Annotated in this window: 12 protein-coding genes; 7 read left to right on the top strand and 5 right to left on the bottom strand. The window is 66.2% G+C overall.

What is annotated here, in order from left to right:
• Positions 1-86 precede the first annotated feature (86 nt).
• The 4 genes from G3O00_RS19895 to G3O00_RS19880 are packed head-to-tail and all read left to right on the top strand — an operon-like array spanning position 87 to position 2,544.
• The gene (locus G3O00_RS19895; protein ID WP_206144057.1) at positions 87-1,604 is read left to right on the top strand and encodes a DUF4178 domain-containing protein; all 1,518 of its coding nucleotides are present in this window, start codon (positions 87-89) and stop codon (positions 1,602-1,604) included.
• Positions 1,601-1,750: a hypothetical protein gene (locus G3O00_RS19890; protein ID WP_157687246.1), complete on the top strand. Its 150-nt coding sequence runs from the start codon at positions 1,601-1,603 to the stop codon at positions 1,748-1,750. Before G3O00_RS19895 ends, G3O00_RS19890 begins: the two co-directional genes overlap by 4 nt.
• Positions 1,747-2,130 carry an adenosylmethionine decarboxylase gene (gene speD / locus G3O00_RS19885; protein ID WP_206144056.1) on the top strand — a complete coding sequence of 128 codons (384 nt, stop codon included), beginning with the start codon at positions 1,747-1,749 and terminating at the stop codon, positions 2,128-2,130. The genes G3O00_RS19890 and speD overlap by 4 nt, the downstream gene beginning before the upstream one ends.
• A 54-nt stretch (positions 2,131-2,184) precedes the next feature.
• The gene (locus G3O00_RS19880; RefSeq protein ID WP_241025236.1) at positions 2,185-2,544 is read left to right on the top strand and encodes a hypothetical protein; all 360 of its coding nucleotides are present in this window, start codon (positions 2,185-2,187) and stop codon (positions 2,542-2,544) included.
• 158 nt (positions 2,545-2,702) lie between these two features.
• Here G3O00_RS19880 and G3O00_RS19875 read toward each other — a convergent pair whose 3' ends face one another.
• The 3 genes from G3O00_RS19875 to G3O00_RS19865 form a co-directional block, all read right to left on the bottom strand.
• Positions 2,703-3,491: a lysozyme inhibitor LprI family protein gene (locus G3O00_RS19875; protein WP_206144054.1), complete on the bottom strand. Its 789-nt coding sequence runs from the start codon at positions 3,489-3,491 to the stop codon at positions 2,703-2,705.
• A 121-nt stretch (positions 3,492-3,612) separates the two neighbouring features.
• Positions 3,613-4,500 carry a DUF4261 domain-containing protein gene (locus G3O00_RS19870; protein ID WP_206144053.1) on the bottom strand — a complete coding sequence of 296 codons (888 nt, stop codon included), beginning with the start codon at positions 4,498-4,500 and terminating at the stop codon, positions 3,613-3,615.
• A 224-nt stretch (positions 4,501-4,724) separates the two neighbouring features.
• Entirely contained in the window at positions 4,725-5,177 is a 453-nt protein-coding gene (locus G3O00_RS19865; RefSeq protein ID WP_011354432.1) for an SRPBCC family protein, read from the bottom strand.
• A 191-nt stretch (positions 5,178-5,368) separates the two neighbouring features.
• Here G3O00_RS19865 and G3O00_RS19860 point away from each other — a divergent pair, with 191 nt between their 5' ends.
• Positions 5,369-6,409, top strand: coding sequence for a bifunctional nicotinamide-nucleotide adenylyltransferase/Nudix hydroxylase (locus G3O00_RS19860; protein ID WP_206144052.1), 1,041 nt, complete (start codon positions 5,369-5,371; stop codon positions 6,407-6,409).
• 73 nt (positions 6,410-6,482) lie between these two features.
• Positions 6,483-7,916, top strand: coding sequence for a nicotinate phosphoribosyltransferase (locus tag G3O00_RS19855; RefSeq protein ID WP_206144051.1), 1,434 nt, complete (start codon positions 6,483-6,485; stop codon positions 7,914-7,916).
• Positions 7,917-7,987: 71 nt separating this feature from the next.
• Here the strand turns inward: G3O00_RS19855 and G3O00_RS19850 are convergent, their stop codons facing one another.
• Both G3O00_RS19850 and G3O00_RS19845 read right to left on the bottom strand, forming a co-directional pair.
• Positions 7,988-8,545: a GNAT family N-acetyltransferase gene (locus G3O00_RS19850; RefSeq protein ID WP_206144050.1), complete on the bottom strand. Its 558-nt coding sequence runs from the start codon at positions 8,543-8,545 to the stop codon at positions 7,988-7,990.
• Positions 8,546-8,782: 237 nt separating this feature from the next.
• Complete coding sequence (locus G3O00_RS19845; RefSeq protein WP_206144049.1) at positions 8,783-10,249, bottom strand: PLP-dependent aminotransferase family protein; 1,467 nt, start codon at positions 10,247-10,249, stop codon at positions 8,783-8,785.
• A 127-nt stretch (positions 10,250-10,376) separates the two neighbouring features.
• On the opposite strand from G3O00_RS19845, the gene G3O00_RS19840 reads away from it, so the two are divergent.
• The gene (locus G3O00_RS19840; RefSeq protein WP_011354437.1) at positions 10,377-11,264 is read left to right on the top strand and encodes a DMT family transporter; all 888 of its coding nucleotides are present in this window, start codon (positions 10,377-10,379) and stop codon (positions 11,262-11,264) included.
• The last annotated feature ends 27 nt before the right edge of the window (positions 11,265-11,291 follow it).

Here is an 11,291-nt window from a genome sequence, read left to right as displayed (position 1 = left end):
TGTTCGACAAGGGCCTCGTGACCGAAGACGAATATTCGCGCGCGAAGGCCGAGATCCTCGCGAAGCTCACCCGGTAAGCGTCGCGCATGTTCAGTACTTCGTGCCCCCAGTGCGGCGCGCCGGTCGAGTTTCGCTCGGCGGCGGCGGTGATGGCCGTCTGCGCGTTCTGCCGCAGCACGCTGCTCAAGCGTGGCACCGACGTCGAACGGATCGGCGAACTGGCCACGGTGCTCGACGATGCGTCGCCGATCCAGATCGGCACGGCCGGGCGCTACGACAAGCGTACGTTCACGGTGCTCGGGCGCATCCAGATGACCTACGACGCCGGCGCGTGGAGCGAGTGGTATGTCGTGTTCGACGACGGCACGTTCGGCTGGCTGTCGGATGCGTCGGGCCAGTATGCGATCACGGTGCGCGAGCCCGACGACGCGTCCGGCGGCGCGTGGCCTGCGTTCGGCACGCTGGAACCGGGCATGCGGATCGACCACGGCGGCCGCGCGTTTCTCGTGTCCGACGTGCGCACCGCGCGCTGCACGGGCGGCGACGGCGAACTGCCGTTCCGCGTCGATGCCGGCTGGGAGGCGCGCGTCGTCGACCTGCGTACCGGCAACGCGTTCGCGACCTACGACTATTCCGACGCCGATTCGAACGGCGGGAGCCCGGCCGTCTATACGGGCGAAGCGCTCGAGTTCGATGCGCTCGCGTTCACCGGGCTGCGCGATACCGAAAACGATACGCGCGAGAAGCGCGGTGCGGAGATGGTGCCGTTCGCGTGCCCGAGCTGCGGCGCACCGCTGTCGTACGCGCCGAACGTCGCCGACTACGTGGTGTGCGGCAGTTGCCATGCGGGCGTGCAGTGCACGGCCGAGCAGCAGACCGTGTTCGCGGCGCAGCGCAAGCTCGAAGCGGTCAAGGGGGCGCTGGAGCTCGGCGCGGTCGGCACGTTCGACGGTGTGAAGTACACGGTGATCGGGATGATGCGTTGCCGCGTACCGGACGACGAGGAGACGTGGGACGAATACCTGCTGCTGAACCCGAAGCGCGGTTTCCTGTGGCTCGTGCAGAGCGAAGGGCGCTGGGAGCGCGTACAGGTGCTCGACCAATGGCCGACGATCGGCAGCGATGCCAACGTGACCGACGGCGACAAGACCTACCGCCTGCGCGAGGAATACGACTCGGAGGTCGTCTATGTGGTCGGCGCGTTCAACTGGCGCGTGCAGGTCGGCGATCGCACGTCGATCATCGACTACGGCTGGCAGAAGGACAAGCTGACGCGCGAGCGCAGCGACGCGGAGATCGTCTGGTCGCGCGCGCGGCCGCTGTCGGGCAGCACGCTTGCCGAACGCTTCGGCACGCCGGCGCTCGCGACGGCTGCTGCTGCGGCAACAACGGGCGCCACTGCGTCGACGGGCCTGTTCGGCCGGAAAGGCCCGCACAGTTTCGCGCCGCTGCCGCTCGTGTTCAGCGCGTTGCTCGTGATCCTGAACATGGGCTCGCTGTTCTCGTTCAGCGGCCGCTCCGTCTACGTTCTGGTCGGCCTGCTGGTGCTGTGGCTGCCTGAATGGCTGTGGAAGAGTTTTGCGTCGGATGGGGGTAACGCGTGATCCGGTACATCCTCTACGGCATCTACGGCCTGATCGTCGTCACGCTGTTCAGCTGCGCATCGATCGGCGGCGGCGGTTCAGGCGGCAGCGGCTGGGGCAGTTCGTCGGCCCGCAGCGGCTACTCGTCGTACGGGTCGCACAAATGACCGCGCGCGACGAGATCGCACCGCCGCGCGCGATGCTCGGCTCGCACGTGCTGGCGGACCTGGCCGGTATCGACGCGGCGTTGCTGCGCGATGCCGCTCGGCTCGAGTCGATCCTAACCGAAGCGGCGCAGCAGGCGGGCGCACGCGTGATCGGCGCGCATTTCCATCATTTCGGTGGCGAGCATGGCGTGACGGGTGTCGTGCTGCTCGCCGAATCGCACATCACGATTCACACGTGGCCCGAGCATCGCTTCGCGGCCGTCGACGCGTTCATGTGCGGCGCGGCACGTGCGGCCGATGCGGTCGATGCGATCGCCGTTGCGCTCGGCACGCAGGCGCAAGTCCGGCAGCAGGTTGCGCGCGGCGGCGTGCCGACGTGATGCGTGCGCTTTACTCCCTCTACGGATATGCGTAACAGAATTCGATTCGCTGCATTGTTCAGCGGGCTGCTGCTCGCCGGCAACGCTGCCGCCGATGTGCCGCCGAAGCCGCCCGGGCCGGTCGTGATGGTTCACTTCGACTACTACGAGAAGGACCAGGCGCGCCTTCACGCACTGGAGCAACGGCTGGATCGTGCGGTGAAGCAGGCAGGGGCCGGCGAACTGGGTGAAACCGAACTGCATCGCGACGGCAACGACGGTTATCTGTACCTGTATGGCGCCAGCGCCGACCGGTTATATACGGTGGCGCGCCCGATCCTGAAATCGTCAGGATGGCTGACCGGTACGGAGGTTACGTTGCGCCGCGATGCGGGTGCGGAGACGTTCCCGTTGCGCGGGGTTGGTGCGCGTTAGTGCGGATGTGGTTCGAACGGCGCGGTTGATGAAGTGACCGATTGCGGATCGGGTCAGGCCGTGCGCTTTTACCCTTGCGGATCTCTGCCGAGGCTTCGTTGCGATGACGCATCGCACGTCGATTCATGCCCGGGGGATCGCAAGTCGCGTCGTTCCCGCTAACGGTCGAACCGGAACGTCGACACGCTGTGCATCGTCGCGTCATCGGTGCCGACGATGCCCTGCGTATTCGCGACGGCCGCGCGCTTCCCGTTGCCCAGCACGGCCCAATAGCATTCGCCGGCCGACGAGTGGAAGCCGGTTTCCGGATCGCTGATGCCACATATGACCGTCGCTTGCATGCCGCGCCAGCCAGCACCGGAAAAACGTTCAACTTCCTGTGCGATGCCGGGGCCAAACGTGGTTATCCACTTGCCGTCGTCCTGCTGCTCGAATCCCGCTTTCTGTTTCGCGATTGTCTCCAGCGCGCCGTCGACGATCTCGAACGCGATGAAGTAGTTGCTGTAGGTCATGTTGCGGCCGACGATCGCGATGCAGCGGTCGCCGCCGATTTCGGGGCAGGGCTTTTTCACCTGACGGTTCGCGAGGTACTCGAACGAGATGCCGAGCGCCGGGTCGCGATAGGTTTTCCAGCCGGCGTGCTTGACCTGCTTCAGCGCCGCAGTCCTGTCGCGATAGGCCGTTGCGACGCACGCCGCGTCGCCGCACGCATCGCGCTGCTTGAGCCATGTGCGTTGCGACTGGATGACCGCTTGCTGGTCGGCGGCGATGCCGACTGCATCGTAGTAGGCGTTCGACAATGCGCTGTCCGCTGACACGAGCGCCTTGTCGCTGCATATCAGGCGGTCGGTGCGTGTCTTTGCACGCGAGCAGTCGATGCTGTCGGCGTGGGCCGACAGCGAGAGGCCGATGGCGGCCAGCGTGAGACCAAGGCGAATACCGAACACGGTCGGGCCCTCATCGGGTTCGAACGGCGGCTGTCATGCCGCCGTCAGATGGCGCAGCGGCGCACGCCGTTCGCGAAGCTTTGAACCCGTGCGCCGTGCAGCAAGATGCGACGGGGTGAAATCAGCGATTGATCTGGTCCGCCGAAATCAGCTCGGCCACCAGCACCGGAGCTGGCCCCTGCAGGTAATACTCGTGCTCGAGCGGCTCGCGCAGCTTCATGAACGTTTCCGCGCCGATCTGCATCGTTTCGCCTGCGTGCATGCGCGCGCCGCTTTCCAGCAGGTAATGCATCACGTTGTTGAAGATGCCCGAGTAGCGTTCGCCCTCATGATGACCTTCCGCGAGCGCGGCGAAATCGGGCAGGCCGAACACGTCGGCGCCATAGGTGCGCATCCACACACCGTTGACGCCTTCGACTTCGTATTTCACGAAGCCGCAGAAGAACAGGTTCAGCGGGATATCCCGCAGCACTTCGAGGCTTTCCTCGCCGAGTTCCTTTGCATTGAAGACGCCGGCCGGCAGCGACGTGTGCGCGTGCTCGTTCAGCACCGCGAGGCCGTTCTGTTCGGCCAGCGCGCCGGCGACGGCCACCAGCGCGACATACTGGTCGAGCGGATTCGCTTCGTGTCCGGCGTAGTAGAGGATCACGTGGCTGCGGCTTGCGCGCACCTGCTGCTTCAGGTCCTGCCCGTAGTGGGCCGGTGCGACACACGTTTCCAGTGCCTCGGACGGATAGGGCGCATCGAAGCCGACGAGCCGGACGACATGGTTGCCCCAGCCGGCGAGCCCGAATACCTGCTCCAGCGTCGGCTCGGTTTCGACGCGCGCCTGTTTCATGCTCGGGTGGTACGCGCGCAGCGCGGCCGTCAGTGCGGCGATGTCGACCTGCAGCGGGCCGTCGAAGACGACCGTCACGCTCAGCGGATTCTCGACGTCGGGTGCCGCGACCAGCGCGACGGGGTTTTCGGGTTCGTCTTTGCGGCCAAAGAATCGGGATATCAGGCTCATCGGATTGTGTTCGTGTCGTAGCCGTTTCAGGGAGGAGTGCCCCGTTCTCTCGGTCGGGGCTCGCCGTCAGGGTGACGGCCGCCCGTAGTTTCCCCGGGTTCGGCGAATCTGGCAAATGCGCGGTGAATACCCGACGGCGCGGCAATGGCGCGTTCGAACACGTTAGGGATGAGGTGGCGCGGGCGCGCCGGGTCGCGCGGGGGCGTGGCCCGCGGCCGCGATGATCAGTGCGGCAGCGCTTCGGCTTCGGCCCAGCGCTTGAATGAATCGAGACGTCGGCGCGTCTGCACGAGATAGAACGCGCCGATCAGCGGTTCGAGCAGCCAGCGCAGCCAGGCCGGCTGGACGCGGAAGTGGTACGTGAATTTCACCTCGGTCGTGCCGGGCGTGTGCTCGGTGAAGTTCCAGCTGCCGCTGAAGCGTTCGAGCACTTTCGGCCCGTCGACCATTTCCACGGCGGCGACCTGCGGCGGACGGTACGAGATGTAGCGCGACACCATCGTCGCGCCCGACTGGCTGCGGCAGAACGCATCGACGCCGACGTCGGCCGTCATGCCGTCGAGCAGATAGGCGTCGGTGAGGAAGCTGTCCCAGACGAGCCGCCGCGCGTAGTCCTGCGACCACGTGAAGAGGCGTCTGCGATCGACGCCGACGGTTCGGCTGACTGAGATCCTCATGATGGCGGGCGCAATGGCGCGGATTGGGATGAAATCGAGTGTAACCCGCCAATAACCTGTATTTCGTCAGACTTCGTCAAGTCGAGGAGGGGCTCGAACGGGCTCGATTGACGCACCCCGGGATTTCCCCTAGGATTCGTTTCAACCCTTCGGGAAAGACCCGAAGCGTTTCAATCTCTTGAGGGAGCCTCATGAGTACGCAACAGAACCGGCGCTTCGACGCGCTCGTTTTCATTGGTCGTTTCCAGCCTCTGCATCGTGGTCACCTGAATGTGCTGAAGTCGGCACTGAGCCGGGCCGAGCGCGTTTGCGTGCTGATCGGATCGACCGACAAGCCCCGCACCATCAAAGATCCGTTCTCGTTCGACGAGCGCCGCCAGATGCTGGCTTCGCTGCTCGACGTGTCCGAGCGCGACCGCGTCACCATTGCGCCGTTGCAGGATTCGACCTACAACGACGGCGACTGGGTGCGCTGGGTGCAGGACGCCGTCGCGTCCGCGCTCGGCGATATCGCGCAGCGCAAGGTCGGGCTGATCGGCCACGAGAAGGACGCCACGTCGTATTACCTGCGGATGTTCCCGCAATGGGAGCTCGTCGACGTCGACGCGACGGAAGACATTTCCGCCACCGAGATCCGCGACCAGTATTTCGCCGAACGACCGAACAGCTTCGTGCAGTGGGCCGTGCCGGAACCCGTGTTCGGCTGGCTCGAGCGTTTCCGCTCGCAGCCGGAATTCGCGCAGCTGAAGTCGGAAGCCGAATTCATCGCCGGGTATCACAAGGCGTGGGCGGCGGCGCCGTATCCGGTCACGTTCGTGACGGTCGACGCGGTGGTCGTGCACTCGGGCCATATCCTGCTCGTGCGCCGCCGCAGCGAGCCGGGCCGCGGCCTGTGGGCGCTGCCCGGCGGGTTCGTGAACCAGGACGAACGGCTCGACGCGGCCTGTATCCGCGAGCTGCGCGAAGAAACCGGCCTGAAGCTGCCGGAGCCCGTGCTGCGCGGGTCGATCAAGGATCGCCAGGTGTTCGATCACCCGACGCGTTCGCTGCGCGGCCGCACGATCACGCATGCGTGCCTGTTCAATTTCCCGACCGGCGAGCTGCCGCGCGTGAAGGGCAGCGACGATGCCGACAAGGCGCGCTGGGTGCCGCTGAACGAATTCGCGCAGATGCGCGGCGTGATGTTCGAGGATCACTTCGACATCGCGTATCACTTCCTGGGGAAGCTGTGATCCGCTGATTCCCCGCATTCCGTCCGCCGCGACAGACGCGGCGGCACTTCAACGGCCTAGAGGAGCTCTAGCCATGCAAAACGATCTCGGCGGCTTTGCCGCGGTTCTCGCCAATCCGATTCTCAACACGGATTCGTACAAGGCTTCCCACTTCCTGCAATATCCGCCCGACGCATCGGCGATGTTCTCGTACGTCGAATCGCGCGGCGGCCGCTACGACCGCACGGTGTTCTTCGGCCTGCAGATGCTGCTGAAGGAATATCTGTGCAAGCCGATCACGCACGCGATGATCGACGAAGCGCGCGATTTCTTCACGGTGCACGGCGAACCGTTCAACGAAGCAGGGTGGCGATATATCGTCGAACGCTACGACGGCTACCTGCCGGTGAAGATCCGCGCGGTGCCCGAAGGCTCGGTCGTGCCCGTGCACAACGTGCTGATGACGGTCGAGTGCGACGACCCGCAGGTGTTCTGGCTCGCGTCGTATCTGGAGACGATGCTGCTGCGCGTGTGGTATCCGGTGACGGTCGCGACGCGCAGCTGGCACCTGCGGCAGACGATCCGCCGCTTCCTCGAAAAGACCGACGACGATCTCGCGCAACTGCCGTTCAAGCTGCACGACTTCGGCGCGCGCGGTGTATCGAGTGCGGAGTCGGCCGCGATCGGCGGTGCCGCACACCTCGTGAACTTCATGGGCTCGGATACGGTGCTCGGCGTGCTGGCCGCGAATCGCTTCTATCGCGAACCGATGGCCGCATACTCGGTGCCGGCGGCCGAACACAGCACGATCACGTCGTGGGGACGCGAACACGAAGCCGATGCGTACCGGAACATGATTCGCCGCTTTGGCCTGCCTGGTGCAATCGTATCAGTCGTGTCGGACTCCTATGATCTGTTCGCCGCGCTCGATTTGTGGGGCGGCGAGCTTCGGCAGGCCGTGCTTGATTCGGGCGCAACGCTGGTCGTGCGGCCCGATTCGGGCGACCCCGTCACGATCGTGCTGCAGACCGTGCGCGCACTTGACGAATCGTTCGGCTCGACCGTGAACAGCAAGGGGCGGCGCGTGCTGAATCGGGTGCGCGTGATCCAGGGCGACGGTGTCGACGAGCTGTCGATCGAAGCGATTCTGTCCGCGCTCGACGACTCGGGCTATGCGGCCGGCAACGTCGTGTTCGGCATGGGCGGCGGGCTGCTGCAGCAGGTGAACCGCGATACGCAGCGCTTCGCGATGAAGTGCTCGGCGATCCGGCGCGGCGGCGTGTGGCACGACGTCCGCAAGGATCCGGTCACCGATCAGGGCAAGCGCTCGAAGAAGGGCCGGCTCACGCTGCTGCGCAGTTTCCGCACCGGTGAGTATCGGACGACGACGTTGCCCGCCACGTGGGACGACCGGATGCTGGAAGGCGAGTGGGAGGAAGCGCTGGAAACGGTGTTCGACACGGGGCGCCTGCTTGTCGATACGTCGTTTGCGGAAGTGCGGGCGAGGGCGCACGCGGGGGAGGTGTAAGCCGAGGGGGGGCGGGCACCGGGGCGGCGGCAGTTCGCGTTGCCCGCCTTCGCGCGTAGACCGAGCATGCTTCATGCGCCGTTCAAGTAGAGCCGCATGATCGGTCGCTCGCGCGATGGTGATGGCATGTGCAGGAAGCCGAATCGTTCGAAGGTCGTCACGAATCCGGTGCTCGATGAACTGGGGGATGTAGATCGATCGATTGGATACGCCTCGATCGCGTGTGCCCCGCTTCGTTTGGCGAGATCGATTGCGGCGTTGATCAGGCGCGACGATATTCCACGTCGCCTGAAATCCTTGCGGATATAAAAACAGGAAATCGTCCAGACGGCAAGGTTGTCCGGCGAGCGCAAGCGCCACGCGTGCTCCATATAAGGCAAAAGCTCGCGACTGCCAACCTGGCACCAGCCGACGGGCTGATCCTCGACGTAGGCGAGGATGCCAGGCGGCGGCCCTGCTGCGACGACCCTTTTCAAATCCGACTTGTTTGCGGACGGCTCCTGTTGACGATATCGCGGGCCGATTCGCCAATACGTGCACCAACAGCGCCGAGTGACTGCGCCCTCGCTCAGCAAGGCTTCGATATCGGGCCATCGGTCCGGCGTCAGCGCTTCAACGGAAATGTCCAAAAACGATCTCCTTGTTTGTCGCGACGGTACTCCCGCTTGCGGATAGTCAGATCACGCGCGGCAGCTTCGACCTTCGACGCTGTGTCACTTTCCGGACATTACACCTTCCCGGACGACGATGCCGTCACGTCCGCGTCCGGCTGTTCGACATCGTGACCCGGCATCGAGGCGCCTGATCGAGGCCGCCAGATACGGATCACCGATGCCGTCCGCAATCGGCCGTGCTTCTGCGAGCAATCACAAGCGTTCAACTTGCGCGAGATCGCTTGCGTCCGGCTGCGTGACTGTCCGCACCGCCTCCATCGCCCGGGCCAGCGCATCGAACACCGCCGGCCCCTTGCAGCGCGACACGTTGAAGCGCAGGTACGACGTCGCGCTGTGCGACGCGCTGAACACGTTGCCGGGCGCGAGCACCACATCCTGATCCAGCGCATGGCGCGCGACGCGCGCGGCGTCGAGCCCGTCGGGCAACTCCGCCCACACGAACAGGCCGCCGCGCGGCTCCGTCCAGATCCGGAGCCCGGCGCGCGTGACGCGGCGGAGCGTTTCGCCCATCGCGTCCGCGAGGCGCGCACGCAGGCTGTCGACGTGGCGCCGGTACGTGCCGTCGACGAGCAGCCGGTGGACGACGTTCGCGCCGATCTGCGCATGGCCGAACGACGTCGCGAGCTTCAGGTCGACGAGCGCCTCGATCCATTCCGGGCGCGCGGCGACGTAACCGCAGCGGATCGCGGCCGACAGCGTCTTCGAGAAGCTGCCGATCGACACGACCCGCGACAGCCCGTCGAAGGCCGCGAGGCGCGGCGCGGGCGAGCTCTCGAAATCCGCGAAGATGTCGTCCTCGACGATCAGCAGGCCATGCTCGGCCGCGAGCGTCAGCAGCCGGTGCGCGACGGGCGCCGAGAGTGTCGCGCCGGTCGGGTTGTGCAGCGCCGAGTTGGTGATGTACAGGCGCGGCCGGTGCTCCGCGAGCACCTGCTCGAAGCGCGCGAGATCGGGGCCGTTCGGCGTGTACGGGACGCTGACGATTCGCGCACGGTGCGCGCGCAGCAGCGCCTGGAAGTTGAAGTAGCACGGATCGTCGAGCACGACCGTGTCGCCCGGCTCCAGCAGCAGGCGGCAGACGAGATCGAGCGCATGCGAGCCGCCGTCGGTCAGCATGATCTGCGTGGGTTCGGCCTGGACGCCGTGCTGCGCGAGCCGCCAGGCGAGTTGCTGGCGCATCGCGGGCAGGCCGAGCGGTGTCGCGTAGTCGGTCAGCGCGTCGGATTCGTCGCGCGACGCGGCGCGCAGCGCGCGGCGCAGGCTCTCGTCCGGCAGCCACGACGGCGGCAGCCATCCGCAACCGGGCTTCACGGACGTCGGTGCTGCCTCGAGCGACTGGCGCGACAGCCACAGCGGATCGAGCCCGCGATCGAGTTGCGGGCCGAGATCGGCGAGCGCGAGCGGCGGCGCATGCCCCGACACATAGAAACCCGAGCCGCGCCGCGCGACCAGCACGCCTTCGCTCGCGAGCCGCTCGTACGCATCGACGACGGTCGATTTCGACACGCCGAGCGCGTCCGCCATCATCCGGATCGACGGCACGCGCGCGCCGGGCACCAGCGCGCGACTCGCGATTCGTGCGCGCAACGTATCCATCACGGTTTCCACGCGCGTGCGCGACGGGGTGGGCGGAACGGGAAGCGGGGTGGCCTGGCTCATGACAAAGAAAGAACTGTACGGCCGGTTGTCCAGTACAGTTTGTCCGAATTGTATTGGGCTGTAGCTTACGCGCTTTTCGCGGCCGGCGGATCATCGGTCATCCACTTTCCCCATTTCAGGATTTCCCGTGCAAAAGACGACCGACGGATGGCTCAGCGGCCTGCTGGGCGTGATCATCTTCAGTGGCTCGCTGCCCGCGACGCGTATCGCGGTGCAGGGGCTCGACCCGCTGTTCCTCACCTTTGCGCGCGCGACGATCGCCGGCGCGCTCGGCCTGCTATTGCTCGTCGTGCTGAAGCAGCGGCGGCCGACGCGTGCCGAGGCCGTGTCGCTCGCCATCGTCGCGCTCGGGGTCGTGATCGGCTTTCCGTTGCTGACGGCGCTCGCGCTGAAGCACGTGACGTCGGCGCACGCGATCGTGTTCGTCGGGTTGCTGCCGCTCGCGACCGCGCTGTTCGGCGTATGGCGCGGCGGCGAACGGCCGCGGCTGCCGTTCTGGATCTTCTCGATCATCGGGAGCTGCGCGGTGGCCGCGTTTGCGCTGCGCAACGGCGGCCAGGCGTCGGTGGTCGGCGATGCGCTGATGCTGGCCTCGATCGTCGCATGCGGGCTGGGCTATGCGGAGGGGGCACGCCTGTCGCGCGAGCTCGGCGGGTGGCAGGTGATCTCGTGGGCGCTCGTGCTGTCGCTGCCGCTGATGCTGCCGCTCACGTGGCTCACCTGGCCCGTGTCGTTCGACGGCGTCGATGCCGCCGCGCTGTGGGGGCTCGCGTACGTGTCGCTGTTCAGCATGCTGATCGGTTTCGTGTTCTGGTATCGCGGGCTCGCGCTCGGCGGAATCGCCGGCGTCGGTCAGTTGCAGCTGCTGCAGCCGTTCTTCGGCCTGCTGCTGGCGGCCGGGCTGCTGCACGAGACGGTGCCGCCGTCGATGGTCGTCGTGACGGTCGTCGTGGTCGGCTGCGTGGCGGGCGCGAAATACTTCTCGAAAATGGCGCCCGTGCGGCGCGCGGGCTGATGTGCGAGCCTGAACCGGTGCGCGGGC

The organism is Burkholderia sp. Ac-20384 (assembly GCF_017104605.1).
GTDB classification, from domain to species: Bacteria; Pseudomonadota; Gammaproteobacteria; order Burkholderiales; family Burkholderiaceae; genus Burkholderia; species Burkholderia lata.
Note: the sequence above shows the minus strand (reverse complement) of the source record. Positions and strands in the feature narration are given on the sequence as shown.

What these genes read in the sequence shown, in the direction of transcription:
- G3O00_RS19895 (WP_206144057.1), top strand. Translation starts at nt 87, where the DNA reads ATGTTCAGTACTTCGTGCCCCCAGTGCGGCGCGCCGGTCGAGTTTCGC.
- speD (WP_206144056.1), top strand. Translation starts at nt 1,747, where the DNA reads ATGACCGCGCGCGACGAGATCGCACCGCCGCGCGCGATGCTCGGCTCG.
- G3O00_RS19870 (WP_206144053.1), bottom strand. Translation starts at nt 4,500, where the DNA reads ATGAGCCTGATATCCCGATTCTTTGGCCGCAAAGACGAACCCGAAAAC.
- G3O00_RS19865 (WP_011354432.1), bottom strand. Translation starts at nt 5,177, where the DNA reads ATGAGGATCTCAGTCAGCCGAACCGTCGGCGTCGATCGCAGACGCCTC.
- G3O00_RS19860 (WP_206144052.1), top strand. Translation starts at nt 5,369, where the DNA reads ATGAGTACGCAACAGAACCGGCGCTTCGACGCGCTCGTTTTCATTGGT.
- G3O00_RS19855 (WP_206144051.1), top strand. Translation starts at nt 6,483, where the DNA reads ATGCAAAACGATCTCGGCGGCTTTGCCGCGGTTCTCGCCAATCCGATT.
- G3O00_RS19845 (WP_206144049.1), bottom strand. Translation starts at nt 10,249, where the DNA reads ATGAGCCAGGCCACCCCGCTTCCCGTTCCGCCCACCCCGTCGCGCACG.